Here is a 24,469-nt window from a genome sequence, read left to right as displayed (position 1 = left end):
CATGGGCGCATGAGCACCGGAACCGTCTCGTCCACCGGCCTCGCCGACTCGTCCGGGCCCACCCCCGGCGCCGCGTCCGGGCCTGCTGCCGACGGCGGCCCCGGGCCCGCCGCCGGGCCCCGGGCCGCCGTCTCCCTGCCGCCGCGCGCCGAGCGCGGCGAGCGGGCCCAGGCGGTGGTCGAGCGGCTGCGCCCGGCCGGGGTCGAGGCGGTGGCCGTCACCTGGGTGGACAACGCGGGCGTCGCCCGGGTCAAGGCCGTGCCGCTGGACGGGCTGGTGCACGCCGCGCAGTGGGGCGTCGGCGCGGCGCCCTGCTTCGACGTCTTCCTGGCCGACGACACGATCGTCACCAGCCGCCTGATCGGCGGCCCCACCGGAGACCTCCGGCTCTACCCGGACCTCGACCGGGTGGTCCCGCTGGCCGCCCAGCCGGGCTGGGCCTGGGCGCCGGGCGAGCGGTACACCCAGTCCGGCGCCCCGCACCCGGGCTGCCAGCGGTTGTTCGCCCGCCGGATGACGGCGGCCGCGGCCGAGCGCGGGATCGCCGTCAAGGCCGGTATCGAGGTCGAGTGGGTGGTCGCGCTCGCCGGGCCGGCACAGGAGGAACCGCGCTACCCGACGGACGGCCCGGCCTACGGCATGCACCGCCTGACCGACCTCTCGGACTACCTGCGCGACGTGCTGCGCGCCCTCGGGGCACAGGGTCTCGCGGTGCTGCAGATCCACCCCGAGTACGCCCCGGGCCAGTTCGAGGTGTCGGTCGCCCCGGAGGGGCCGGTGGAGGCCGCCGACACCTCCGTGCTGATCCGCCAGACCGTCCGCGCCGTCTCGGCCCGGCACGGCCTGCGGGCCTCCTTCGCCCCGGTGGTCGAGGTCGGCTCGGTCGGCAACGGCGGCCACCTCCACCTCAGCCTCTGGCGGGACGGGCAGAACCTCGCCCGCGGCGGAGCCGGCCCGCACGGGCTGACGGCCGAGGCGGAGGGCTTCCTCGCCGGCGTGCTGGGCGCGTTGCCCGAGCTGTTGGTGCTCGGCTCGTCCAGCCCGGCCGGGTACCTGCGGCTGGTGCCCTCGCACTGGGCCGGCGCCTACCAGTGCTGGGGCCTGGAGAACCGGGAGGCGGCGCTGCGCCTGGTCACCGGCTCCTCGGGGGAGCGCGCCACCGCGGCCAACGCCGAGATCAAGTGCTTCGACGCCACCGCCAACCCGTACCTCGCGGTCGGCGCGGTGCTCGCCGCCGGCCTCGCCGGGCTGGACCAACGGCTGGCACTGCCACCGGAGTTCACCGGCGATCCGGCGGAGGCCGCGCCCGGTACGGTGCCCCGGCTGCCGGCCGGCCCGGGGGACGCGCTCGCGGCCTTCCAGAAGTCCTCGGTGCTGCGCGAGGCGCTCGGCGAGCCGCTGTACGAGGCGGTGCTGGCCGTCCGCCGCGCCGAGAGCGAGCAGTACGCCTCGGCCACCCCGGAACACCTGGTCGCGGCCACCCGCTGGCGGTACTGACCGGTGCACTCGCTGGACGTACCGGCGCTGGTCGACCACCACTGCCACAGCGTGGTGGCGGCCGACCTCGCCGACGACGCCCTGGCCGGGCTGCTCACCGAGTCCGACCGCCCGCCCGCGCCCGGCACCTCGCCGTTCGACAGCGCGCTCGGCCTCGCGGTGCGGCGCTGGTGCCCGCCCGCGCTCGGGCTGCCCGCGCACGCCCCCGCCGCCGACTACCTGGCCCGGCGGGCCGAGCTGGGCGCCGCCGAAGCCACCCGGCGGCTGCTGGCGGCCGCCGCGCTGGACACCTGCCTGGTCGACACCGGCCTGGCCGCGGCGGCCGGCCACCCGCTGCTGCCGCTCGGCGAGTTCGCCGAGGCGGCCGGAGCCCGGGTGCGGGAGGTGGTCCGGGTGGAGTCCGTCGCCGAGACGGTGGCGGCGTCGGCCGGGGACTGGCCGCTCCTCGTCCGTGCGGCGTTGGCCCAGGCGGCCACCGGCGCGGTGGCGGTCAAGTCGGTCCTGGCCTACCGGAACGGACTGGCGGTGCCGGCCGAGCGGCCCGCCCCGGCGGCCGTCACGGCCGCCGCGGGGGAGCGGCTGCGGGCCGGACACGGCCGGCTGACGGACCCCGTGCTGCTGCACCACCTGCTCTGGACGGCGCTGGACGTCTGCGCCGAGCTCGGCCTGCCGCTCCAACTGCACACCGGCTTCGGCGATCCGGATCTCACCCTGCACCGGGCCGACCCGTCGCTGCTCACCGACTTCGTCCGGGCCGCCGAGCCGAGCGGCGTACCGCTGGTGCTCCTGCACGGCTACCCCTACCACCGACAGGCGGCCTGGCTGGCCCAGGCCTTCCCGCGGGTCTACACCGACCTCGGGCTGACGGCGTCCTACGTCGGCCCCCGGGTGGCCGCGGTGCTCGGCGAGATGCTGGAGCTGGCGCCGTTCGGCAAGCTGCTCTTCTCCACCGACGCCTACGGGCTGCCGGAGCTGTACCTGGTCGGCGCGGCCCAGTTCCGGCACGGCCTGGGCACCCTGCTGGACGGCTGGCGGGCGGACGGCGCCTGCTCGGCGCCCGACGCGCGACGCCTGGCCCGGCAGGTGGCCGCCGACAACGCCCGCCGCCTGTACCGGCTCTGAGCGGCGGACAGCGGCGCGGCGGGCCGGGCCGGTACGGGGGCCGGGCGCGGCGCGGCCCTCGGGCCCGCTGAGGTCCGCCGGGGTCCGTTGAGGTCCGCGGAGCCCTCCGGGCCCGCCGAGACCCGCTGAGGTCCGCCGAGACCTGTCGAGGTCCGTCCGTCCGACCGCGCGGATCGCCGTCCGCGGGACGGAAATTGTGGATCGTCCACGCCCGGCCGGGGGAAAGAACGCGCGGTCCGGATATTCACCGTATGGATTGACGCCGGGTCGGCAACGCCGGAGCCGCACCCCTCGGAAGTGGCCGAACGGTGTCGATTAGATGACTACCTCTTGCGGATTGCAACGCATGTTCACTAGCGTCCCGATCATTCCACTGCACCTGCCATCCGCAGCTGCACGACGACTCGGGAGGGCCAACCCCTATGAGTGTTCCTCGGATCAGCCGGACCCGGTACGCCGCGGTGGGCGTCGCCCTTGCCGCGGCCGGTGCCCTGGCGCTGCCCGCCGGTACCGCCGTCGCGGCCACCGGGGCCGAGCCGACGACCGGGCCGCTGTTGAGCTACGTCGTCAACACCCAGGCCAACCACGGCCAGGTGCAGAAGGTCGAGAAGGCCGTCACGACCCTCGGCGGCAGCGTCGTCTACTCCTACGAGCAGATCGGCGTGGTGATCGCCCGGTCGACCGACACCCAGTTCGCCGCCAAGCTGCGCAAGGCGAAGGGCGTCCAGTCGGTCGGCGCCAGCCGCACCAAGGGCATCACGGCCGCCGAGACCCAGAAGGCCGAGGTGGCCGCCGAGCCGGCCGCCGCCGCCCCGGCCGGCCAGGAGCCCTACTGGGCCAACCAGTGGGACATGCGTCAGATCGGCGTGGACAAGGCCCACAAGCTCTCCCTGGGCAGCCGCAACGTGACCGTGGGCGTGCTGGACTCCGGCATCGACGGCACCCACGAGGACCTGGCCGCCAACGTCGACGCCTCGCAGTCGGTCTCCTGCATCGACGGCGGCAAGCCGAACACCGACTGGGCCGCCTGGCAGCCGGGCCCCGACGGTGACCACGGCACCCACGTGGCCGGCACCATCGCCGCCGCCAAGAACGGCAAGGGCATCGAGGGCATAGCCCCGAACGTCAAGCTGGCCGCGGTCAAGGTCGTCGACGACGGTGGCTTCATCTACCCGGAGTACGCGATCTGCGGCTTCGTCTGGGCCGGTGAGCACAAGTTCAAGGTGACCAACAACAGCTACTACGTCGACCCGTGGATGTTCAACTGCCAGAACGACGCCGACCAGGCGGCGATCACCACCGCGGTGCGCCGCGCGGTCGAGTTCTCGCAGCGCAAGGGCGTCCTCAACGTGGCCGCGGCGGGCAACGAGAACATCGACCTCGCCCACAAGACCGTCGACGTCAGCAGCCCGGACGACACCACCCCGGGCAGCCGCCCGATCACCCAGGACTGCCTGAACCTGCCGACCGAGCTGGACGGCGTGGTCTCGGTCTCCTCGGTGGGTGTCAACGGCGACAAGTCGTACTACTCCAGCTACGGCAAGGGCAAGGTCACGGTGGCCGCCCCCGGTGGCGACCGTCGCTACCAGATCCCGAACACGCCGGACCAGAACGGCCGTACCCTCTCCACCATCCCCGGTGGCCGCTACGGCTACATGCAGGGCACCTCGATGGCCTCCCCGCACGCCGCCGGCGTCCTGGCGCTGCTCGCCAGCACCTTCCCGTGGGCGAGCCCGGAGGAGCTGACCGAGCTGCTCACCAACCAGGCCGAGTCGCACGCCTGCCCGTCGGGCCCGTACAACCCGGGCGGCGCCGGCGAGTGGACCGCGACCTGCGAGGGTGGCGCGGACGACAACGGCTTCTACGGCGCGGGCATCATCAACGCCGAGAAGGCGGTCCAGTGGTGGCGCTGACGCGCTGACCGGCCGTCACCCGGCGCGCGAGCCCGGTGCGAGGGCCCGAGGCTCATCAAGGCCCGAGGCCTAAGGCCCGGTGCCCTGAGCGCGGCGCCCGAGCCCGGTGCCTGAGCGGGCTTCCGATCGAAACGAGGGTGGGGAGCGGGACTTCGGTCCCGCTCCCCACCCTCGCGCGTCCCGTCCCGCGTCCGGCGGCCCGCCTCGGTCCGGCCCCGGTGGTCCCGCCCGGCTTTCACTCGAAGTGGTGGTCCCAGACGGTCTCGACCGACGGCTTGCCGTGCAGGTCCGGTACCTCCTGGAGCCACGCGGGCCGGCCGGCCCGGCTCCGGGCGGCGCGCCGGCGCTCGGCCTCGCCCAGCTGCTCGGGCGTGGCGAACCCGTCCGGCAGCCACTCGCGGGAGCGCGCCGCGCGGGCGGCCAGCTGGGCGACATAGGCCTGCCGCACCGCCTCCACCGAGTCGAAGCCGGGCTCGTCGGCCAGCCATGCGTCGGGGACGAGCGCCACGACCTCCGTCAGCAGCGCGGTGGTGACCAGCGGCCCGAGCTCCGCGTCGGCCAGGGCGACGTCGGGGGAGTAGCCACCGAGGGCGTGGGCGCTCAGGTCGTAGCGCTTGCCGACCGAGCTCCCGGCACTGGACCAGCGGTGGTGGAAGACCAGCGCGGCGCCGTTGTCGATCAGCCAGAGCTTCCCGTGCCAGACCATCAGGTTGGGGTTGTGCACGCTGCGGTCGACGTTGCCGGTGAGCGCGTCCAGCCAGACCACCCGGCCGGCCTCGACCGGGTCGACCGGGATCATGCCGGGCCTGAAGTCCCGTGCGCCGGGCAGCAGGTCCATCCCGAGGTTGAGCCCGCGGCTGGCCCGCAGGATCTCCTGGATCTCGGGGTCGGGCTCGGCGTCGGCGACCGCGGGGTCGAAGTCGACCAACCGGAGTTCGGGCACCGGCAGACCGAGCCGCCGGGCCAGCTCGCCGACGATCACCTCGGCCACCAGCGCCTTGCGGCCCTGTGCGGCACCGACGAACTTCACCACGTAGGTGCCCAGGTCGTCGGTCTCCACGACGCCGGGGACGGAGCCGCCGGCCCGCAGCGGATCGACGTAGCGCACTGCTGTCACCTGATCGAGCACATCGGTCACCCTAACCCGTGCTCCTTCCGTGCCCGACCGGTTCAGCGGGATTCCCGTGCCACCTCGCGGGCGTCCACGAGCGCCTGCCGGACGGCTGCGGGAATGTCGGTGACCGGGAAGGCCACCCGGCGCACCACCCGTTCGCGGTCCAGGACGAGGACCGCCCGCTTCAGCCGCAGGCCCTGGCCGACATGGAAGGTGGGCAGCCGCAGGGCGGCCGCCAGCCGGACGTCCAGGTCGGACAGGAGCGCGAAGGGGATCTCCTCGGCCTCCGCGAACTCCCTCTGCTCGTCGGGCCGTTGGGTGGACACCCCGCGCAGTGCCAGGCCGGCCGCGCGGAACTCGGGGTACGCCTCGCGGAAGAGCCGGTTCTCCAGGGTGCAGCCGACCGCGCCGGGGATGTCGCCCCAGCCGGCCGGCAGCGGCGCGGGCCGGCCGGTGGCGGGGTAGCAGAACAGCACGGTGGCGCCGGCCGCCGGGTCGACCGGGTCCAGCTCGCCCCCGGTGTGCGCGGGCAGGGCGAGTGCCGGCAGCCGGGTGCCGGGCAGCGCCGCCATCCGGGCGGCCTCGGCGCTGTCGGGCGCGGCCGAGCCGGAGAGCGCGCCGTCGCCGAGCAGCCAGCGGTCCGCCCAGTCCTGCATCGCGACCAGGACCGGCAGCAGCGCCCGCCCGGCCTCGGTGAGCCGGTACTCGTAGCGCACCGGGCCGCTCTGGTACGGCACCCGGGCCAGCACACCGGCCTCGGTCAGGTGGCCGAGGCGTTCGGCGAGGACCTTCCGGGAGATGCCCAGCTCGTGCTGGAGCGCGTCGAAGCGCAGCCGACCGCGCGCCGACTCGCGGACGATCAGGATGCTCCACCAGTCGCCGATGACGGCCGCCGACTGGGCGATCGCGCAGGTGGCGTCCCGCGCGGGTACCTCTTTGAGCACGGTCGCTCCTCTCACGGTCGGGACGGTCCATCCTCGCACCCCCTTGCGAGTTCCAAGAGGGAACTCATGGGTGCCCCGAAGAAGCCCGGGTACGAACGAGCGTGAGCGGCGAACGGACGCGCACGGACGCCGCCGGGCGTGCACGGACGCCGCCGAGAGCGGAGGCGGCGCCGCACCGCCCGGGTGGTACCGCGCCGCACCGGGGCCGGACGCACCCGGGCCACCCCGAGCCCCTGCGCCGTCCCGGGCCGTGCCCTGTGGTTGGCTTGCCGGTGAAACCGGACGTCCAGACGAGGAGAGCAAGGTCATGGGACAGGTGCAGGCCACCACCGAGCGGGTCTACGACGCCACCCCCGAGCGGGTCTACGAGGCGCTGGCCGACTACCAGGTGACCCGCCCCAAGCTGCTGCCCGCGCAGTACAGCGAGTACGAGGTCCGGGTCGGCGGCACCGGGGCGGGCACCCAGGTGCACTGGAGGCTCCAGGCCACCGAGAAGCGGGTGCGGGACTGCCTGTTCACCGTCTCGGCGCCGGCGCCGGACCAGCTGGTGGAGAAGGACGCCAACTCCAGCATGGTGATCACCTGGACGGTCGCCGCGGCCGGCGAGGGCCGGTCGAAGGTCACCGTCTCGGCCGCCTGGCAGGGAGCGAGCGGGATCGGCGGGTTCTTCGAGCGCACCTTCGCGCCGAAGGGCCTGAACCGGATCCACGACGAGGTGCTGGCCAACCTGGACGCCGAGGTCCGCTGAGACCCACGCCGTCCACCGGGGCGGCCGGGCCCGTCGGGGCGACCGGTCGCCCCGGCGCCCGGCCAGCACGAAGATTCGACGGGTTCGCCCACCCGTACGACCAGCAAGCCGTACGGGTGGACGGCCGCCACCTGCGGGTGACGACGGCCCCCGGGCGCGGTGGAGCCACCCTAGGCTCGCCGCCGTGCATATGACGATCCTTCACATTTCGCAGCCCGTCGACGGCGGGGTCGCCCGCGTCGTCGTCGACCTGGTTCGCGGTCAACGCGAGGCCGGCCACCGGGTGCTGGTCGCCTGCCCGCGCGGGGGGCGGCTGGCCGAGGAGGCCGCCGCCGCCGGTGCGCTGGTCCAGGACTGGCCCGCCCGCCGCTCGCCCGGTCCGTCCGTCGCCGCCGAGGCCTGGCGGCTGCGCCGGATCGTCCGCGCCGCCGCGCCCGACATGGTCCATCTGCACAGCGCCAAGGCCGGGTTGGCCGGCCGGCTGGCCATCCGGGGGGCGGTGCCGACGGTCTTCCAGCCGCACGCCTGGTCGTTCGCCGCCGTCGACGGCGCGCTGGCCGCTGCCACCCTGCGCTGGGAGCGGTACGCGACCCGCTGGGCGCACCGCCTGCTCTGTGTCAGCGTCCAGGAGCGGGCCGACGGCGTCGCCGCGGGCCTGCACGCCGACTGGGCGGTGGTGCCCAACGGTGTGGACGTCCGCCACTACGCGCCCGCCGAGCGCCGGGCCGCCCGGATCGCGCTCGGTCTCGACCTCGACGCCCCGCTGGCCGTCTGCCTGGGCCGGCTGAGCCGGCAGAAGGGCCAGGACGTGCTGCTCGACGCCTGGCCCGAGGTGCTGCGCCTGGTGCCGCAGGCCCGGCTGGCCCTGGTCGGCACCGGGCCGGAGGAGGCCCGGCTGGCCGCCGCCGTCCGGGAGTCGGCCGAGCCGTCCCGGGTGCGGCTGGCCGGGGAGGTGGCCGACCCGCGGCCCTGGTTGGCCGCGGCCGATCTGGTGGTGCTGCCCTCGCGCTGGGAGGGGATGGCGCTGGCGCCGCTGGAGGCGATGGCGGCGGGCCGGCCGGTGCTGCTGACGGATGTGCCGGGGGCCCGGGAATGCCTGCCGCCGGCCGAGCGCAAACTCGCCGTCGTGCCGCCCGAGGACGCCGCCGCACTCGCCACCCGAATGGCCGAAGCATTGTCCGATCCGATCGAGTGCGAGCGACGCGGAGCGCGACTGCGTGACCATGCCGCGGGTCGCCATGACGTGCGATCGGTGGTCGAACAGGTGGACGCGCTCTACCGGGATCTGTTGGGCGCCGGCCCGGCGGCCGGACGGCGCCGTGCCCGTGTCCCAGAGCGGATCTGATCGTTTCACATGCCGTGAATGCCCTCCGCTGCGGAGCCGCGGTATTCGCACCCTCAACCGGTTTGTGGGCGAGGGGTGAAATCAGAAATACCTATTAATGGGCGGCTGGAATGAAATGGCAAGTCAACTTCCAGCATCCAGGCCCACGTTCGGTACTGTCTGATTTTGCCTGCTTCATTTCGATTTCACGCCGGAAATTCACGAGGAAACCGAAAGCCGCCAGCGGCAGCAGGTGCAGTCAGGACCGCGCCCACCGGGCCGGGACGGCCGCCCCGGGCCAACCGGTGCCGGGCCGCCGTCACCCCGGGCACACAGCAGGGGAGTTCGTGCGCTGATGACCATTGACCACGACAGCGTGCCACGGGCCGGCCGGCCCCTGTCCGGCCCGCGCCGGCCCGCCATCGGTCTGCTCGACCGACCGGCCCGGTCCGCCCAGACCCGCAGCGCCCCGCCGTCCCGCCGCCACCGCCGGCCGGTCCGCTCCCGGCTCGCCCTGCCCGTCGCCCTGGTCGCCGTCGACGCCGTCGCCCTGTGCACCGCCACCGGGCTCGCCAACCGCGCCCTCGACCCGGCGGTCCGGGTCGATCCACTGCTGGGCGTGGCCGCCCTGCTGCCCCTGCTGCTCCTGCTCAACCTGGCCGGCGGCCTCTACCGGGCCCGGCTCACCCTCTCCGTCCTCGACGAACTCCCCGCGCTGACCGTCCGGGCCGTCGTCGCCACCGCCTTCGCCGTCACCCTGGCCGGTTGCCTGGACGGCCGCTGGCCCGACTGCGGCCCCGCCACCCCGGCCCGGCTGACCGTCCTGCTCGGCGTCCAACTGCTGCTCGCCGTCTGCGGCCGCGCCCTGCTCTACCACCTGGTCCGCCGGATCCGCCGCAGCCGGCCCAGCCCCGTGCTGGTCCTCGGCGCCGGCCGGCTCGGCCGCCGGGTCGCCGCGGCCCTCAGCGAGCGCGGCGAGTACGGCATGCGCCCGGTCGGCTTCCTCGACCCCGACCCGCCGCTGCTGGCCGGCGACACCGACCTGCCTGTGCTCGGCGGCCGCGAGGTGCTGGAGCGCGAGGTCCGCCGGCACCGGATCCACCACGTGGTCGCCACCGCCGGGGCCGCCGACGAGGCCGAGACCGCCGCCGCCCTGCGCGACGCCGCCCGGCTCGGCTGCCAGGTGTGGCTGGTGCCCGCGCTGCGCGAGTACGGCTCGCTGGAGAGCGGCCGCTCGGCCGCCGGTGACCACCTCTGGGGCTTCCCCTGCCTGAAGGTCGACCGCTCGGCGATGCGCCGCCCCGGCTGGGCCGCCAAGCGCGCCCTGGACGTCACCGCCGCCGGCCTCGGCCTGCTCGCGCTGGCCCCCGTGCTCGCCCTCTGCGCACTCGCCGTCCGCTGCGACACCGGCCCCGGCGTGCTCTTCCGCCAGCAGCGCACCGGGCTGGACGGCCGGGTCTTCACCGTCCTCAAGTTCCGCACCCTGCGCCCCAGCAACGAGCACGAGTCGGCGACCCGCTGGAACATCGCCCAGGACCACCGGATGGGCGCCGTCGGCAAGGTGATGCGCCGCAGCTCCCTGGACGAGCTGCCGCAGCTGTGGAACGTCCTGCGCGGCGACATGAGCCTGGTCGGCCCGCGCCCCGAGCGCCCCTACTTCGTCATGCGGTTCAGCCAGGCCTACCCCGAGTACGCGGACCGCCACCGCGTCCCGGTCGGCCTCACCGGCCTCGCCCAGGTCAACGGCCTGCGCGGCGACACCTCCATCGAGGACCGGGCCCGCTTCGACAACCGCTACATCGAGAGCTGGAGCCTCTGGCAGGACGTCAAGATCCTCTGCCGCACCGCGGCCCTGATGCTCCACCCGGACGGAAGCTGACCAGCGTGGCCCTCACCCTCGATCTCGCCCCGACCCCCGCCGCCCGGGCGTTACGCCGGGCGCGCACGGCACTCGCCGCCCGGCCCAGTGTGCTCGCCGCCGCCACCGTGCTGCTGGTCTGCGTGCCCACCGGCGAGAAGGACGTCACCGCCGCCGTCCACGTCACCGCCGCCGACCTCGCCTCGCTGGCCCTGGTCGCCGTCACCGCCGTCGGCCTGCTGCGCGGCCGTACCCCCGCGATCGGCCGGACCGCCGCCGCGCAGTTCGGCGCGATCGTGCTCGCCGCCGCCGTCGCCACCGTCGGCTCGATCGACCCCGCCGCCAGCCTCACCGGCTTCGTCCGGCTCACCCAGGTCTTCGTCCTGGTGCCCGCCGCCGTCCTCTGCTCCCTGCGCGACCGCGTCGACCAGCGGCTGGTGCTCGGTTCCTTCGTCACCGCCGCCCTGATCCAGGGCGTGGTCGGGGTCCACCAGTACCTCACCGGGACGGGCGCCTCCTACACCGGCCGGCCGATCAGGGCCGTCGGCACCTTCGGCGCGCTCGACATCATGGCGATGTCCACCGTGGTCAGCTACGGCCTGCTCGCCGCCCTCGCGCTGGCCCTCGGTGAACGCGACCCCCGGCTGCGTCGCGCGATGTACGCGGCCGCCGCGTTCCTGGCCTTCCCGCTCGCCGTCTCGTTCAGCCGCGGCAGCTGGATCGCCACCGGCGCCGCCGCCGCCGTCCTGCTGCTGCGCGCCGACGCCCGGCTCGCCGTCCGCAGCGCCGTCCTCGGCCTGGCCGCCGCCGTCGTCCTGATCGGCGGGCTCGGCCTCGGCGCCTCCGGCGTCACCGCCCGGATCAGCTCGATCGGCTCCGTCTCCGCCGCCCCCGACCAGTCGGTCTCCGACCGCTACGACCTCTGGTCCACCGCCGGGCGCATCTGGCAGGACCACCCGGTCACCGGCGCCGGCCCCAAGGCCTTCCAGCAACTGCGCGACAGCCACGCCCCGTTGCGGCTCTCCTCCGGCAGCGACGCCGCCGACGCCACCATCGGCTTCCAGCGCGAGCCGCTGCTCTCCCCGCACAACATGTACTTCCTGGTCCTCAGCGAGCAGGGGCTGATCGGCATCGTCGCCTACGCCGCCCTCTTCCTCGGCCTGCTGCTCGGCTGCCTCCGCCGCGCCCGCGGCGCCGGCCTCGCCGCGCTCGCCCTGCTGGTCTGGGTCCTGGTCGACTTCCTCTACGCGGACATCGGCGGTACCACCACGGTGCTGACCTCCGTCGTCCTCGGCCTCGCCGCCCGCACCGCCCGCGGCGTCACCCCGGAGGCGACCCCCCGATGACCACCGACCGGCCGACGGCGCTCACCCCGACGCTGCCGGCGCCCCGCTCCGCACCCGCCGCCGGGACCCCGGCCGCCCCCCGGCGCGGGTTCCTCGCCAAGGCCTTCGGCGTCACCGCGGTGCTCAGCGCCGCCGGCTCCGCGCTCGGCCTGCTCCGCGACCTGCTGCTGGCCCGCTACTTCGGCGCCAACCAGGGCACCGACGCCTTCCTGGTCGCCTGGACCGTCCCGGAGACCGCCGCACCCCTGCTGATCGAGGACGCCATGTCCTTCCTCATGGTGCCCGCCTTCGCCCTGGCCCTGGTCCTGCGGGAGGAGCGCCCCGACGGTCCCGACCCGGTCCGCCAACTGGTCCGCGCCACCCTGCCCTGGCTGCTGCTCGCGCTCGGCGCGCTCTCGCTCGGCGTCGCCCTCGGCGCCCCCCACCTGGTCGACCTGCTCGCCCCCGGCCTGGCCAACCCCGAGCTGGCCGTCACCTGCACCCGGATCACCGCCTGTGCCGTGCTGCCGTTCGGCGTGGCCGGCTACCTGGCCGCCGCGCTCCGGGCGCACCACCGCTTCACCTCCCCGGCCGGCATCTACGTCGCCTACAACGTCGGCATCCTCGGCGTCCTGCTCAGCTGCCACGCGCTCTGGGGGGTCCGCTCCGCCGCGATCGGCGTCGCCCTCGGCAGCCTGCTGATGGCCGGCCTGCTGGTCCTCCCGTTCCTGCGCCGGCTGCGGGCCGCCCGCCCCGCCGGCGCCCTTCCCCGGCCCGGCGGCCGGGAGGTGTCCCCGTACGGCGGCCCCGCGCTCGTACTGATCCCGCTCGCCCTGCTGCCGGTGGCCGCCTTCACACTGACCCGGCAGGCGCAGGTGTTCATCGAGCGCTTCCTCGGCTCCGCGCTGCCGCCCGGCACCATCTCGCACCTCAACTACGCCGCCAAGGTCTCCCAACTGGCCATGACGGCGGCCATCCTGATCTGCACCGTCACCTTCCCGCTGGTCGCCCGGGCGCTCGCCGCCGGGGATCTGACCGCCGCCCGCGACCGGGTCGAGAAGGACCTCGGGCAGGCGGCCGCCGTCGTCCTGTTCGGCACCGCCTTCCTGCTCGCCTGCGCGCCGTCGGTGGTCGCCCTGCTCTTCCAGCGCGGCGCGTTCGGCGCCCAGGACACCGCCGCCACCGCGGCCGTCATCCGGGTCTACAGCTTCGGCCTGCCCGCGCAGGCGCTGATCGGCGTGATGATCCGCCCCTACTTCTCGCTGCGCCCGGTGGTCCGCCGGGCCGGGGACCCGCGCAGTGACGACGGCGGCCGCCGGCTGCTCGACTGGTACCCGGCCGCCGCCATGGTGCTCGGCCTGGTCGTCACGGTCTCCGTCGGCGTGCTCGCCACCCCGCGGTTCGGCGCCCTCGGCCTCGCCGCCGGGAACGCGGCGGGCATCACGACCACCGCGGCGCTGCTGCTGCGCGGCCTCGTCCTGCGCGGCATCGCGCTGCGCCTGCGGCTGGTCCTCGGCGGCCACGCCCGGCTGCTCGCGGCCGCCGCCGGTGCGGCCGCCCTCGGCACCCCGGCCGCCGGGCTCCCCGCCGACCCCCTGCTCTCGACGCTGCTCGGGGGCCTCACCGTGGCGCTCGCCTTCGCCGCCCTGGGTACCGGTCTCGGTGCCCACGAGGTGCGCGGACCGGTCCTCGCCGCCCTCCGGGCCCTGTGCCCGCCATCCGTCGCCGATGAAGGGAAGCCTCCCCATGGACATTGAACGGGGATCCGTTCGGTCGGTGCTGTCGGGCGTACGCCGCTCCGGCACGCCGACGGCCGCCGGTCCGCGGACCGGGGTGCCACGAGACGGTGCCCGCCGCCCGGAGGCACTGCTGCCCCGGAGCCGCCGCCCGGCCGCCTGGGCGCCCGCTCCGCAGAGCACCTCGCCGTGGATCCTGATGTACCACTCGGTGGCCGTCGAGGAGGACGACCCGTACCAGCTGACCGTCAGCCCCGAGCGGTTCGCCGAACAGATCGCCTGGCTCCACCGGCGCGGTCAGCGCGGCGTCTCGGTCCGCGAGCTGATGCGGGCCCGGGCCGGCGGCCGGGCGGACAACCTGGTCGGCCTGACCTTCGACGACGGCTACGCCGACTTCGGCCGCTTCGCCGTACCGATCCTCCAGGCGTACGGCTTCACCGCGACCGCCTACGTGGTCGCCGACCTGCTCGGCCGGGCCAACGACTGGGACGTGAAGGGCCCGCGCAAGAAGTTGCTGACCGTCCAGGAGGTCACCGAACTCGCCGCCGCCGGCTGGGAGATCGGCTCGCACGGGCTCGGCCACCAGGCTCTGCCGGGGCTGCCCGCCGAGGTGCTCGCCACCCAGACCAGGGAGAGCCGTCGGGCCCTGGAGGAGGTCGTCGGCGGCCCGGTCACCGGCTTCTGCTACCCCTACGGCGCCGTCGACCTGCCCGCCACCCTGGCCGTCCGCGACGCCGGCTACGACTACGCCTGCGCCATCGCGCACTCCCCGCTCACCGGCCGCTACGCGCTGCCCCGCTGCTACGTCGGCGACCGCGACGGAGCCTGGCGACTGCGCGCCAAGCGCGGCCGGCACCGTCTGCGCGACACCGTCACCGAGCTGCGCCGCAGCCGCCTGGCCGCCCGCCCCGGCCGGCGGCGGCGCGCCGTCGAGGGCGACGAGCGACAGGGGAGCACGGGCACCCGGGCCGGCGGCGGAGCCGAGCGCTCCGGAGGGGAGCGGGCGACCCGTCGGGGGGCCGGCCGGTGAGGGTGCTGCACATCGTCACCGGCCTCGCCTCCGGCGGCGCCGAGCGGCAACTCCAACTGCTGCTGCGGCACCTGCCCGCGCACCAGCACTGCGAGGTGGTCGCGCTGACCAACCCCGGCACGGTGGCCGCCGCGCTGCGCGCCGAGGGCGTCACCGTCCACCACCTCGCGATGCGCGGCAACCGGGACGTCGGCGCGCTGCCCCGGCTGGTCCGGCTGATCCGGTCCGGCCGCTACGACCTCGTGCACACCCACCTCTATCGGGCCGGCCTGTACGGGCGGCTGGCCGCCCGGCTCGCCGGGGTGCGGGCGGTGGTGGCCACCGAGCACTCCCTGCACGCGGGGGTGATCGAGGGCCGCCCGGTCACCCGTGGCGTCAAGGGCCTCTACCTGGCGGCCGAACGCCTGGGCACCACCACCGTCGCGGTCTCCCGGCAGGTCGCCCAGACCCTGCACGCCTGGGGGGTGCCGCCGGGCCGGGTCGAACTGATCCCCAACGGCATCGACACCGCCCGCTACCGCCGCCCCGACAGCGACCGGGCCGCCGCCCGGCACCGGCTGCGCGCCGACCTCGGCCTGCCGCAGACGAGCTGGGTGGTCGGCGGGGTCGGCCGGCTGGTGCCCGGCAAGCGCTTCCACGTCCTGCTGGAGGCCCTCGCCGACCTCGACCCGGCCGCCCGGCTGGTGTTGGTCGGCGAGGGCTCCGAGCGGGCCGCCCTGGAGCGGCGCGCCGTCGAACTCGGCGTCCGGGACCGGCTGGTGCTCACCGGTGAGCGCGACGACGTCCCCGACCTGCTCGCGGCGCTGGACGTGCTGGCCGCTCCCTCGACCGAGGAGACCTTCGGCCTCGGCGTCCTGGAGGGCCTCGCGGCCGGCCTGCCGGTCCGCCACAGCGCCTGCCCGGCCCTGGACGAACTCCCGCCCACCGCCGCCCCGCAGGCCCGCCGGATCCCCTCCGAGGCCGCCGCCTACACCGCCGCGCTGCGCGAGCTGCGCCACCTCAACGACCACAGCACCGAGCCGCTGCCCCGGCCCCCGGCGGTCGGCCACTACGACATCGTCCGGGTGGCCGCCGACCTCGGCGCCCTCTACGACCGCCTGGCACCCGCTTGAGCCGCCGGCAGCCGCCGAACCCCCGGGCCGCCGGCCGGGCGGCCCCCATATCCAAGGAGCACCCCATGTCCGAACCGCGCCGAAGCGTCCGCAGCCTGGCCCGCCGCTGGTGGCCGGTGGTCCTCGCGGTGCCGCTGGGCGCCGCCGCCGGCGCCGGGTACGCCGTCGTCGCCCACCCCTCGTACGCCGCCAACTCCTATGTGATCGTGGTGCCGCAGACCCAGGGGGAGAGTGTCACGGCGGTCAACTTCGCCCAGGCGTACGGCCGGCTGGCCGGGCAGCCCCAGGTGCTCGCGGCCGCCGCGGCCGAGACCGGGCACAGCCGCGCGGAGCTGGAGGCCCTGGTGCACGGCACCACCTCCCCGGACGCCCCGATGATCGAGATCACCGGTACCGGCACGCGGCCGCAGGAGGCGGTCCAGACCGCCGACGCGGTGGCCCGCTCGCTGGTCGTCTTCGCCAACACCAGTAGCAAGGAGACCGGCGTCCGGCTGGTCCCACTGGCCCCCGCCGCCGAGCCGGACAAGCCCACCACGCCCTCCGCGCAGCTGGACGTCGCGGTCGGCGCCGCCGCCGGGGTGCTGATCGGCGCGCTGGTGATGATGACCCGTCGCCGGGGCACCGAGCCCGCGCCGGCCGCCGCCGAGCCCGGCGCGGGCCCGGTGCCGACCGCCCCGCGCCCGCGCGTCGAGGAGCCGGCGGAGCGGCCCGCCGACGGGAGGGCGCCCGCCGACCGGACGCCCACCGGGAAGGCGGCCGCCGAGAGGACGTCGGCCGGGAAGACACCCGCCGAGAAGACGCCCGCCGAGAAGGCCCCGGCCCAGGAGAAGAGCGCCGCCGGGAGCAGCCGATGAGCACCGAGGCGCCGGTCACCGCCGGCCTGCCCACCCAGGCCGGCGCCCCCCGCTGGACCACCGAACTGCGCCGCGAGGACGACGCCCTCGACGTCCTCGCCGAGGAGTGGGACGACCTGGTCACCCGCTGCCGGACGGCCACCTTCTTCCAGGCCGCCGTCTGGCAGCGCTCCTGGTGGCGCCAGTACGGCCGTGCGGGTGAGCTGCTGGTGCTGCTGGTCCGCCGCAACGGCCGGCTGGTCGGCGCGGGAGCGTTCCAGCGGCGCCGCGGCCCGTTCGGCGGGCTGACCGGCCTCGGCGACGGGCTGATCGACTTCACCGACATCCTGCTCGACGACTCCTGCGCGGACCGGGCCGCCGCCGAGTTCGCCGCCGCCCTCCCGCTCACCCGCCCCTGGCACACCCTGGAGCTGCGCGAGGTGCGCCCCGAGGCGGCCGTCCAGCGGGTCTTCGAGCAGTGGCGCGGCCGCCGCAGCCGGTTCGCCGACTCGCTCTGCCAGTACCTGCCGGCCGTCCCGATGGAGCAGCTGCTCAAGCGGGTGCCCGGCAAGACCGCCCAGCGCAGCCGGGTGAAGCTGCGCAAGATCGCGGAGGCCGGGGTCGAGGTCCGCTCGACGCCCCCGGAGGAGGTGCCCGAGGCCGTGGACGGGCTGCTCAGGCTGCACTTCCTGCAGTGGCGGGAGCGGGGGGTCACGGCGGAGCACCGGACCGAGCGGTTCGCCCGGCACCTGGTCGAGTCCACCACCGGCCTGGTCGCCACCGGCCGCGCCGCCGTCCACCAGTACCGGCTCGACGGCGAGCTGGTCGCGGTGAACCTGCTGCTGCTCTGCCCGTCCTTCGGCGGCCTCTACCTGTACGGCGCGCACCCGGAGCTGCGGGAGCGGCTGGACATCGCCGGCCTGCTGTTCGGCGCGGCACTGGACGAGACGGTCGACGCGGGGATCCCGGTGCTCAGCCTGCTGCGCGGCCAGGAGCCGTACAAGCAGCGCTGGCGGCCGGACCAGCTGCCCAACCAGCGGCTGCTGTTCGGTCCGCGCGGGCCGGCCCCCGCGGCGGCCGCCCGGGCGGGCTCGGTCCGGGTCCGGCAGGCCGCGGTGCATGTGCTGCGCACCCGACTGCCGAGGCTCAAGGAGACACTGGCGGCCCGCCGGCGGAGCTGACCGCCCGCCGGCGGGTCCGGGTGCCGGCCGTCAGCGCCGGGCCGGCAGGCCGTTCGGCGCGGGTGAGGCCTCGGCCGGGAGCGGCGGCGTGGCCCAGGGCGACGGCGGGGCCGGTGCCGAGGACGACGCGGCCGCCGCCCCGGCGGCGGTCGCGGAGGCGGACGGCGACGGGCCGGCCGAGGGGGTGGCCGAGGGGGTGGCCGGGGCCGACGGCGTGGCGGAGGGGGTGAGTCCCGGGGCCGGGGCGGGCACCGGGGGCGTCGGCGCCGGCGCGAGCGGCGCCCCCTTGGACCCGGCCATCAGCTGCTTGAACCGGCTGCTGGAGCGCGGGTTCTGCCCGCACTGCCAGAATCCGTGCGGGCAGTAGTCGGTGACGGTCTGGTAACTGGTGTCGTGGGTGCGGATCCACTCCACCATCCGCTGGACGAACTCCGGGTTGTCCCCGTTGCGGAACAGCCCCCACTCCGGGTAGGAGACCGGCTTGCCGCGCTTGGCGGCGAACTCCACCTGGTCCTGCAGCCCGTACGGCTCGCGGACGTAGTCGTCGAAGGTGGCGCCGGCCGGCTGGTCGTAGCTGTCCATGCCGATGATGTCGACCACGTCGTCGCCGGGGTAGCACTTGGTCCACGGGATCGCGTCCAGCCCCCGGTTGGGCGTGAAGTCGAAGCGGAACCGCTGCCCGGGCACCGAGCGCATCACGGCGACGATCCGCCGCCAGTACGCCTTCCAGGCCGTCGGGTCGGGCTTGCAGCGGTGGGTGTACGTGACGCCGTTCATCTCCCAGCCGAGGGTGAGCACGGTGTCCGCGCCGCCGAGGGCCACCAGCCGGTGGGCGAGCCGCAGGAAGTGCCGGTCGAAGTCGCCGCGGGCACCCTGGGCGAGCAGTTTGGCCACCTCGCCGTCCGGCACGTTCGCCTCGTTGGGCACGAGCATCGGGACGCCGAGGATCAGCATCCGGGAGGGGTCGGCCAGCCGCCACTGCGACCACATGCCGAGCACCACCGGTTCGCCCTCGATGTCCGCCCAGCTGTTTCCGGCCAGATAGGTGTGGCCGACCTGCAGGTTGGCGTTGTTCAGCCACTGCGCGTAGCGGCCCAGCTGGGGGATGTACTTGTCCCAGGAGCCGACGAAGGCGCCGAACGGGGCCTCGTGCTTCGGCCGTTGGACGGCCGGCCGGGGGGCGGCGCCGCGGGGCTGGATGCCGTCGGAGGAGAGGGCGTGCCGTTCGGTCTGGCTGAGCGGCGTCCCGGCGGGGACGCTCGCGGTGGTCAGCATCAGCAGGGCGGCGGCGGCCAGCGTCAGGCGGCCGAGTCGCATGGGCTCTCCTCGGGGCGTCACGGGGCGGGGGTGGCGGGACGGACCGTGATACCCCGCGCACAGACAGTAGGGCCCCGGGGCGTCGGAAAAGCCGAATGTCACCCTAAAGTGGGCGATATTCGAACGCCGTCTGCCGCAATGCTTCGTGTATCACCTCTGTAACAGTCCGGACGGCCCTGGAGGGCCTACGCCGTCCGGCCGCCCGCGGCGCCGTCCCGGCGGGCGGGGGCCGACGGCGCAGGTGGGCGGGTGGATCCGGTGAAGGGCGCGAACCGGCCGTTCACGCATCCACTCCCCGGACGCCCGGCGGGCCCCGGCTGACTCGTGAGGGTGTCGAAAGGTACGCTCCGCCCGTGTCCTGGAAGCCGCTGCGTGTCCTCACCCCCCGATCGATCCTCCCTGCCCTGGCGGTGCTGCTGGTCCTTGTGGCGGGCGCGGCCGCGCATGCCAACAAGGCGGTGCCGTTCGGGGACCGGGTGGCCGAGCCGGGTGGCGCGAGCGCCCGCCCGGTCAACGCGCAGTCGCTGGGGACGGACGGTCTGGAGCTGAAGGTGGGCCCCGGCCTGGAGGCCTACAACCGGGCCACCGGCGAGCACGCGTGGTCGTACCGCCGCGAGGGCGCCACCGCGCTGTACCTGTCCATGGCGGGCGAGAACGCCGTGGTGGTCTGGGACGACGGCCTGGTCACCTCGGTGCGCCCCGGGGACCACGAGGTGCGCTGGCACCGCGCGGTGCCCGGTCTGGAGGACTGGCTGGCCGGCGTGGGCGAGCCGGGCGCCGACAAGCGGACCGACGAGCAGCGCAAGCAGCTCCAGCGGGAGCGCGCCGCCGCGGCCCTGTACACCGTCCAGCAGTCCTCGCCCTGGGTGGCCGTGGTCACGCCCAACCTGACCATGGGCTTCCGCGACGCCGACGGTGACCTCCGCTACAACTCCAAGCCTGCCGGGAACTGCGTCTACGACCCGACCCGCTCGGTGGGCACCGAGTACGCGGTGCTCGTCCCGCGCAGCTGCGCCGACAGCACCGGCCAGCCGGTCTCCGGCGGCGTCACCGGCTACCGGCTGGACAGCACCGGCTGGCAGCTCAGCGCCGGGCCGGCGGTCTCGCTGAAGGCCCTGGACGGCCGCCGGGTGCTGATCACGGACGGTCCGATCGTCGGCCCCAAGGTGTTCGACACCAAGGCGGCGGCGCCCGAGGCGGCCTGCGGCAGCCCGGCCGAGACCTTCGCCGCCGTGCGCCCGCAGGGCAGCTGCGCCGCCCCGGAGGGCACCCCGCAGCCCTGAGACCGCTACCCGCGCGGGGAATTCCTCCGGGCTCCGTCACGGGGCCCGGTAGACTTGCCGTCATGGCTGTTCTCTCCGGGCACTAGCGGACGAGCGGCACCGCTGCGCGCGGGCCGCCGATCTGCCGACGACGCCCCCTTCCGCTGCCCCGGCCCTGTGCCATGACCAGGTGCCCGCCCACGTCCCAGGAGTAGTCCCAGCCATGATTTCCGCCAACGCCCTTGAGCTGCGCGCCGGTGCCCGCATCCTGATCGAGTCCGCCAGCTTCAAGGTCGCTCCGGGGGACCGGATCGGTCTGGTCGGGCGCAACGGCGCCGGGAAGACCACGCTCACCAAGGTGCTGGCCGGCGAGGGCATGCCGGCGTCGGGCACGGTCACCCGCTCCGGCGAGGTCGGCTACCTCCCGCAGGACCCGCGCACCGGCGACCTCGACGTCCTCGCCAAGGACCGCATCCTCTCCGCCCGCGGCCTCGACACCGTGCTGAGGAAGATGCGCGAGAACGAGGACCGGATGGCGAACGGCAAGGGCGCCACCCAGGAGAACGCGATGAAGAAGTACGCGCGCCTGGAGACCGAGTTCCTGACCAAGGGCGGGTACGCCGCCGAGGCCGAGGCGGCCACCATCGCCGCCGCGCTGGGTCTGCCGGACCGCATCCTCGCCCAGCCGCTGCACACCCTCTCCGGTGGCCAGCGCCGCCGCGTCGAGCTGGCCCGGATCCTCTTCTCGGACTCCGACGTGCTGCTGCTCGACGAGCCCACCAACCACCTCGACGCCGACTCGATCGTCTGGCTGCGGGACTTCCTGAAGACGTACAAGGGCGGCTTCATCGTCATCTCGCACGATGTCGAACTGGTCGAGACGGTCGTCAACAAGGTCTTCTACCTGGACGCCAACCGCTCCGCGATCGACGTCTACAACATGGGCTGGAAGCAGTACCAGCAGCAGCGCGAGGACGACGAGAAGCGCCGCAAGCGCGAGCGGGCGAACGCCGAGAAGAAGGCCGCGACCCTGAACGCGCAGGCCGACAAGATGCGCGCCAAGGCGACCAAGACGGTGGCCGCGCAGAACATGGCCCGCCGTGCCGACAAGCTGCTCTCCGGTCTGGAGCAGGTCCGGCTGAACGACAAGGTCGCCAAGCTGCGCTTCCCCGACCCGGCCCCCTGCGGCAAGACCCCGCTGACCGCCAGCGGCCTGTCCAAGTCCTACGGCTCGCTGGAGATCTTCACCGACGTCGACCTGGCCATCGACCGGGGCTCCCGGGTCGTCGTACTGGGCTTCAACGGCGCCGGCAAGACCACCCTGCTGCGGATGCTGGCCGGGGTGGAGAAGCCGGACACCGGCGAGGTGATCCCGGGCCACGGCCTGAAGATCGGCTACTACGCCCAGGAGCACGAGACCCTGGACCCGGAGCGCACGGTGCTGGAGAACATGCGTTCCTCGGCGCCCGACACCGACCTGGTGCAGATCCGCAAGATCCTCGGTTCGTTCCTGTTCTCCGGCGACGACGTCGACAAGCCGGCCGGGGTGCTCTCCGGTGGCGAGAAGACCAGGCTCGCGCTGGCCGCGCTGGTGGTCTCCAGCGCCAACGTGCTGCTCCTCGACGAGCCCACCAACAACCTCGACCCGGCCAGCCGCGAGGAGATCCTCGGGGCGCTGCGCGAGTTCAGCGGCGCGGTCGTGCTGGTCACCCACGACGAGGGCGCGGTCGACGCGCTCCAGCCGGAGCGGATCATCCTGCTGCCGGACGGCGTGGAGGACCTCTGGAGCCCGGCGTACCACGACCTGGTCTCGCTGGCCTGACCCGGGCCCGGCTTCCGTCCAGCCCGGAGTAGACACCTCATCCACTCTTTGGACCAGAAAATCTAGTACTTACGGCGTGTCCGGGAATGAAGAGGTCCGGGATTCCGTTTGAGAAGCTTCCGTCGGCCCGCCACTCGATCGTGGTCGGGCCGACGCTGCTGATCAGCTCTTTCGCGCCGAATGGCGGTATCACCCCGGGGGCGTGCACTCTGCGTGAGCGCCCTTGTGCGCTCGGATCACCACCGGCGGACCACGCATTCCCGGCATCGACCTTGTCGAATGGGTGGCCAGGAGGCGGTGGATGGGTGATCATGGGAATCTGACCGAGCAACGCTACGAGGAGGCACGGGTGGCCGAGACTCTGAAAAAGGGCAGCCGGGTGACCGGTGCCGCGCGTGAGAAGCTCGCGGCCGATCTCAAGAAGAAGTACGACTCCGGGGCGAGCATTCGCGCTCTCGCGGAGGAGACCGGTCGCTCGTACGGCTTCGTGCACCGGATGCTGAGCGAGTCCGGAGTGATCCTCCGGGGCCGCGGCGGTGCCACGCGGGGCAAGAACAAAGCTACTGCTGGAGCGAGCTCCTGACGGTCCGTCAGTTCATGGGCGGATGACTCGGCGGCAGGGCGCGGGCCGGGGAGACGATGGTTGATCGTCCGCCCCCGGTCAGAGCGAACCGGCCGCCGATCGTCATGTCCGCCACCGCGTGCCCGGCCGCGGCGCGGGCCCTTCCGCGACGGCGGCCGTCATGGCCCTGCCGCTGCGGGCCCAGTTTTGTTACTCTCCGGTAGCCAAGTCCCTCGCCACCGGAGGTTCCCGCATGACCGCCCCCGCCACCGACCCGCAGGCCTCGCACTGGGAGCAGGACGGCGTCCGCCTGGAGATCGACGGCGAACTCGCCGTCGTCACCCTCTGTCAGCCCGCACGGCGCAACGCCCAGTCGCCCGCGATGTGGCGCGCGTTGGCGGCCGTCGGCCGGGAGCTGCCCGGCGGCGTCCGGGTGGTGCTGCTGCGCGCCGAGGGCCTCTCCTTCTCGGCCGGCCTGGACCGCGCGATGTTCACCCCCGAGGGCATCCCCGGCGAGCGCACCTTCCTCCAGCTGGCCGCCGCCGAGGACAAGGATCTCGACGACACCATCGCCTCCTACCAGGAGGCCTTCTCCTGGTGGCGCCGGCCCGACCTGGTCTCGATCGCCGCCGTCCAGGGTCACGCCGTCGGCGCCGGCTTCCAGCTCGCCCTCGGCTGTGACCTGCGGGTGGTCGCCGACGATGCCCGGTTCGCCATGAAGGAGACCTCGCTCGGCCTCGTGCCCGACCTGGCCGGGACCAAGCCGCTCACCGAACTCGTCGGCTACGCCAGGGCCCTGGAGATCTGCGCCACCGGCCGCTGGGTCGGCGCCGAGGAGGCCGCCGCGATCGGTCTGGCCAACCTCGCCGTCCCCGGCGCGGAGCTGGACTCCGCCGCCCGCGACCTCGCGGCCGCACTGCTGGCCGCCCCGCGCAGCGCCGTCATCGAGACCAAGGCACTGCTCCAGGGGGCGGGCGGCCGCTCGTACGACGAGCAGCGCTCGGCCGAACGGGTGGCGCAGGCCCGTCGTCTGCGCGATCTGGCCGGCATCGGCGACTGAACGCGCGATCATGCCGAAGGCCCGGCTCCGGGGAACCGCCCCGCGAGCCGGGCCTTCGGCGTTCCCGCGTGTCGCCGGTCGATGCTCCGGGGGCGGAAGTCGTGGCGAAATGCCAGAGTTGGAGCGATTTGCGATATAGCTGGAGCCGTACGACGGGAGAACCGCCCATGCCTGACACTCCGACGCCCGCCACCATGCACAAGAACCCCGCCGCCCCCGGACCGGGTGCCCCGGCGGCCGACGCCGGCCGGGTGGTCGCCGAACGCGGCCGCACCGCCCTGGCCGTCGGCGTGGTCGAGAAGATCGCCGGGATGGCCGCCCGCGAGGTATCCGGCATCCACGCCCTCGGCTCGGGCCTGTCCCGGACCTTCGGCGCGATGCGCGACCGGGTGCCCGGGGGCAAGTCCAGCATCGGACGCGGGATCAAGGCCGAGGTGGGTGAGAAGCAGACCGCCATCGACATCGCGCTGGTGGTCGAGTACGGCGTGGTCATCCCCGAACTGGCCCGCCAGGTACGGGAGAACATCATCGACGCGGTCGAGCGGATGACCGGCCTGGAGGTCGTCGAGGTCAACATCGCGGTCAACGACGTCCATCTGCCCGACGAGCCGGACGTCGAGGAGGAGGAAGAGGAGAGCGTCCCCTCCGGACAGCGGCCCAAATTGAAGTAGCCCCCACGGCGGGGCGGCAGCGGAAGACGAGGAGTAGC

The 24,469-nt window shown here is 74.6% G+C and carries 20 protein-coding genes; 17 read left to right on the top strand and 3 right to left on the bottom strand.

Features of this window, described 5'->3' with window-relative positions; genetic code table 11:
* Positions 1 to 9: 9 nt before the first annotated feature.
* The 3 genes from ACFXHB_RS13940 to ACFXHB_RS13930 all read left to right on the top strand — a co-directional run bounded on the left by ACFXHB_RS13940 (position 10) and on the right by ACFXHB_RS13930 (position 4,532).
* Positions 10 to 1,497, top strand: coding sequence for a glutamine synthetase (locus tag ACFXHB_RS13940; RefSeq protein WP_380574308.1), 1,488 nt, complete (start codon positions 10 to 12; stop codon positions 1,495 to 1,497).
* Positions 1,498 to 1,500: 3 nt separating this feature from the next.
* A complete protein-coding gene (locus ACFXHB_RS13935; protein ID WP_380574307.1) occupies positions 1,501 to 2,619 on the top strand; it encodes an amidohydrolase family protein in 1,119 nt (372 codons plus the stop codon).
* A gap of 422 nt (positions 2,620 to 3,041) precedes the next feature.
* A complete protein-coding gene (locus tag ACFXHB_RS13930) occupies positions 3,042 to 4,532 on the top strand; it encodes a S8 family serine peptidase (RefSeq protein WP_380574306.1) in 1,491 nt (496 codons plus the stop codon).
* 235 nt (positions 4,533 to 4,767) lie between these two features.
* Here the strand turns inward: ACFXHB_RS13930 and ACFXHB_RS13925 are convergent, their stop codons facing one another.
* Together ACFXHB_RS13925 and ACFXHB_RS13920 are read right to left on the bottom strand one after the other, a co-directional pair.
* Positions 4,768 to 5,661: a HipA family kinase gene (locus ACFXHB_RS13925; protein WP_380574388.1), complete on the bottom strand. Its 894-nt coding sequence runs from the start codon at positions 5,659 to 5,661 to the stop codon at positions 4,768 to 4,770.
* 41 nt (positions 5,662 to 5,702) lie between these two features.
* Positions 5,703 to 6,590, bottom strand: a complete 888-nt coding sequence (locus ACFXHB_RS13920; RefSeq protein WP_380574305.1) for a winged helix-turn-helix transcriptional regulator — start codon at positions 6,588 to 6,590, stop codon at positions 5,703 to 5,705.
* A gap of 307 nt (positions 6,591 to 6,897) precedes the next feature.
* On the opposite strand from ACFXHB_RS13920, the gene ACFXHB_RS13915 reads away from it, so the two are divergent.
* The 9 genes from ACFXHB_RS13915 (at position 6,898) to ACFXHB_RS13875 (ending at position 17,737) form a co-directional block, all read left to right on the top strand.
* Positions 6,898 to 7,338: an SRPBCC family protein gene (locus ACFXHB_RS13915; RefSeq protein WP_380574304.1), complete on the top strand. Its 441-nt coding sequence runs from the start codon at positions 6,898 to 6,900 to the stop codon at positions 7,336 to 7,338.
* Between the two features lie 190 nt (positions 7,339 to 7,528).
* The gene (locus ACFXHB_RS13910; RefSeq protein WP_380574303.1) at positions 7,529 to 8,683 is read left to right on the top strand and encodes a glycosyltransferase; all 1,155 of its coding nucleotides are present in this window, start codon (positions 7,529 to 7,531) and stop codon (positions 8,681 to 8,683) included.
* 334 nt (positions 8,684 to 9,017) lie between these two features.
* Positions 9,018 to 10,541 carry an exopolysaccharide biosynthesis polyprenyl glycosylphosphotransferase gene (locus ACFXHB_RS13905; protein WP_380574301.1) on the top strand — a complete coding sequence of 508 codons (1,524 nt, stop codon included), beginning with the start codon at positions 9,018 to 9,020 and terminating at the stop codon, positions 10,539 to 10,541.
* A gap of 5 nt (positions 10,542 to 10,546) precedes the next feature.
* On the top strand, positions 10,547 to 11,866 hold the full coding sequence (locus ACFXHB_RS13900) for an O-antigen ligase family protein (protein ID WP_380574300.1): 1,320 nt from the start codon (positions 10,547 to 10,549) through the stop codon (positions 11,864 to 11,866).
* Positions 11,863 to 13,602: a lipid II flippase MurJ gene (locus tag ACFXHB_RS13895; protein WP_380574298.1), complete on the top strand. Its 1,740-nt coding sequence runs from the start codon at positions 11,863 to 11,865 to the stop codon at positions 13,600 to 13,602. Before ACFXHB_RS13900 ends, ACFXHB_RS13895 begins: the two co-directional genes overlap by 4 nt.
* Positions 13,592 to 14,611: a polysaccharide deacetylase family protein gene (locus ACFXHB_RS13890; protein ID WP_380574297.1), complete on the top strand. Its 1,020-nt coding sequence runs from the start codon at positions 13,592 to 13,594 to the stop codon at positions 14,609 to 14,611. The genes ACFXHB_RS13895 and ACFXHB_RS13890 overlap by 11 nt, the downstream gene beginning before the upstream one ends.
* Positions 14,608 to 15,723 carry a glycosyltransferase gene (locus tag ACFXHB_RS13885; RefSeq protein WP_380574296.1) on the top strand — a complete coding sequence of 372 codons (1,116 nt, stop codon included), beginning with the start codon at positions 14,608 to 14,610 and terminating at the stop codon, positions 15,721 to 15,723. The genes ACFXHB_RS13890 and ACFXHB_RS13885 overlap by 4 nt, the downstream gene beginning before the upstream one ends.
* Positions 15,724 to 15,788: 65 nt before the next feature.
* Positions 15,789 to 16,577, top strand: a complete 789-nt coding sequence (locus ACFXHB_RS13880) for a Wzz/FepE/Etk N-terminal domain-containing protein (RefSeq protein WP_380574294.1) — start codon at positions 15,789 to 15,791, stop codon at positions 16,575 to 16,577.
* Positions 16,574 to 17,737 (top strand): GNAT family N-acetyltransferase, encoded by a 1,164-nt coding sequence (locus tag ACFXHB_RS13875; RefSeq protein ID WP_380574292.1) that lies wholly within the window; start codon positions 16,574 to 16,576, stop codon positions 17,735 to 17,737. The genes ACFXHB_RS13880 and ACFXHB_RS13875 overlap by 4 nt, the downstream gene beginning before the upstream one ends.
* 30 nt (positions 17,738 to 17,767) lie before the next feature.
* Here the strand turns inward: ACFXHB_RS13875 and ACFXHB_RS13870 are convergent, their stop codons facing one another.
* Entirely contained in the window at positions 17,768 to 19,054 is a 1,287-nt protein-coding gene (locus ACFXHB_RS13870) for a glycoside hydrolase family 26 protein (protein WP_380574291.1), read from the bottom strand.
* 353 nt (positions 19,055 to 19,407) lie between these two features.
* Here ACFXHB_RS13870 and ACFXHB_RS13865 point away from each other — a divergent pair, with 353 nt between their 5' ends.
* From ACFXHB_RS13865 to ACFXHB_RS13845, 5 genes are all read left to right on the top strand, one after another.
* On the top strand, positions 19,408 to 20,337 hold the full coding sequence (locus tag ACFXHB_RS13865; protein WP_380574290.1) for a hypothetical protein: 930 nt from the start codon (positions 19,408 to 19,410) through the stop codon (positions 20,335 to 20,337).
* A gap of 202 nt (positions 20,338 to 20,539) precedes the next feature.
* The gene (gene abc-f, locus ACFXHB_RS13860) at positions 20,540 to 22,138 is read left to right on the top strand and encodes a ribosomal protection-like ABC-F family protein (protein WP_380574289.1); all 1,599 of its coding nucleotides are present in this window, start codon (positions 20,540 to 20,542) and stop codon (positions 22,136 to 22,138) included.
* Between the two features lie 349 nt (positions 22,139 to 22,487).
* Positions 22,488 to 22,721 carry a helix-turn-helix domain-containing protein gene (locus ACFXHB_RS13855; RefSeq protein WP_049658450.1) on the top strand — a complete coding sequence of 78 codons (234 nt, stop codon included), beginning with the start codon at positions 22,488 to 22,490 and terminating at the stop codon, positions 22,719 to 22,721.
* A gap of 232 nt (positions 22,722 to 22,953) precedes the next feature.
* A complete protein-coding gene (locus tag ACFXHB_RS13850; RefSeq protein WP_380574288.1) occupies positions 22,954 to 23,760 on the top strand; it encodes an enoyl-CoA hydratase/isomerase family protein in 807 nt (268 codons plus the stop codon).
* Between the two features lie 167 nt (positions 23,761 to 23,927).
* On the top strand, positions 23,928 to 24,431 hold the full coding sequence (locus ACFXHB_RS13845) for an Asp23/Gls24 family envelope stress response protein (RefSeq protein WP_380574286.1): 504 nt from the start codon (positions 23,928 to 23,930) through the stop codon (positions 24,429 to 24,431).
* The last annotated feature ends 38 nt before the right edge of the window (positions 24,432 to 24,469 follow it).

Source organism: Kitasatospora sp. NPDC059327 (genome assembly GCF_042752535.1).
In the GTDB taxonomy this organism is placed as follows: domain Bacteria; phylum Actinomycetota; class Actinomycetes; order Streptomycetales; family Streptomycetaceae; genus Kitasatospora.
Note: the sequence above shows the minus strand (reverse complement) of the source record. Positions and strands in the feature narration are given on the sequence as shown.

What these genes read in the sequence shown, in the direction of transcription:
- ACFXHB_RS13915 (WP_380574304.1), top strand. Translation starts at nt 6,898, where the DNA reads ATGGGACAGGTGCAGGCCACCACCGAGCGGGTCTACGACGCCACCCCC.
- abc-f (WP_380574289.1), top strand. Translation starts at nt 20,540, where the DNA reads ATGATTTCCGCCAACGCCCTTGAGCTGCGCGCCGGTGCCCGCATCCTG.
- ACFXHB_RS13940 (WP_380574308.1), top strand. Translation starts at nt 10, where the DNA reads ATGAGCACCGGAACCGTCTCGTCCACCGGCCTCGCCGACTCGTCCGGG.
- ACFXHB_RS13905 (WP_380574301.1), top strand. Translation starts at nt 9,018, where the DNA reads ATGACCATTGACCACGACAGCGTGCCACGGGCCGGCCGGCCCCTGTCC.
- ACFXHB_RS13850 (WP_380574288.1), top strand. Translation starts at nt 22,954, where the DNA reads ATGACCGCCCCCGCCACCGACCCGCAGGCCTCGCACTGGGAGCAGGAC.
- ACFXHB_RS13875 (WP_380574292.1), top strand. Translation starts at nt 16,574, where the DNA reads ATGAGCACCGAGGCGCCGGTCACCGCCGGCCTGCCCACCCAGGCCGGC.
- ACFXHB_RS13895 (WP_380574298.1), top strand. Translation starts at nt 11,863, where the DNA reads ATGACCACCGACCGGCCGACGGCGCTCACCCCGACGCTGCCGGCGCCC.
- ACFXHB_RS13870 (WP_380574291.1), bottom strand. Translation starts at nt 19,054, where the DNA reads ATGCGACTCGGCCGCCTGACGCTGGCCGCCGCCGCCCTGCTGATGCTG.
- ACFXHB_RS13910 (WP_380574303.1), top strand. Translation starts at nt 7,529, where the DNA reads ATGACGATCCTTCACATTTCGCAGCCCGTCGACGGCGGGGTCGCCCGC.
- ACFXHB_RS13890 (WP_380574297.1), top strand. Translation starts at nt 13,592, where the DNA reads ATGGACATTGAACGGGGATCCGTTCGGTCGGTGCTGTCGGGCGTACGC.
- ACFXHB_RS13845 (WP_380574286.1), top strand. Translation starts at nt 23,928, where the DNA reads ATGCCTGACACTCCGACGCCCGCCACCATGCACAAGAACCCCGCCGCC.
- ACFXHB_RS13930 (WP_380574306.1), top strand. Translation starts at nt 3,042, where the DNA reads ATGAGTGTTCCTCGGATCAGCCGGACCCGGTACGCCGCGGTGGGCGTC.
- ACFXHB_RS13880 (WP_380574294.1), top strand. Translation starts at nt 15,789, where the DNA reads ATGTCCGAACCGCGCCGAAGCGTCCGCAGCCTGGCCCGCCGCTGGTGG.